This is a genomic window from Oleiphilus sp. HI0043, from assembly GCF_001634935.1.
Window position 1 is genome coordinate 1 of sequence record NZ_LWEY01000027.1, and the last position, 577, is coordinate 577.

Sequence of the window (577 nt, forward strand, 5' to 3'; positions counted from 1 at the left end):
TTTGGCAAGGCTTTGATGCTCTTTAAGTAATCATCATAGAGCAGCACGGAAGCGTAAGCCGCATCACTACGACCAGAAAATTCTGAGAACTCATAACCAGCTCTTTCGAAAGCCGAGATCGCTTCTGGAAAATGTGACAGTTGTGTCTCGCTCTCAGCCAATAATACTAGGCGCTCTGGCAAGTCTGAATGATTGGGAAAGGTCTCGGTAAAGGCACGGTTATATCGAGCAGAAAGCGTATATTCATCGAGCGTTTTTTGCTTGCTGGCAGAACGTTTCTTAGCAGCCTTGCGTAACTGGCCGGCTTTAACGTAATGGCGATCAGCTAACTCTTTTAACAGTGGCTCCAGCTGTTCTTTTGTATAGCCCAGCGAGTCGGTAGCACCTTCAGGCTCTGGCTTCGGAGCATGCGTTTGCCAAAATTCACTGCCTAAGCCATAAGTCTCGACAAATCGCACTTTCTCGGGGTAGATATCTTTCTTAAAGCCTGCGTGAACCAGCACAGTGATGATCTGCATTTGATATTTTGGCGACCACAAACTCAGTGGCTGCCTGGCAATATAGTTCTTATAAACTA

1 pseudogene is annotated in these 577 nt (G+C 46.4%); it reads right to left on the reverse strand.

Annotated features, from left to right (window positions below):
• Positions 1-539, reverse strand: a pseudogene (locus tag A3729_RS01030) (hypothetical protein); the annotation flags it as partial.
• Positions 540-577: the final 38 nt, after the last annotated feature.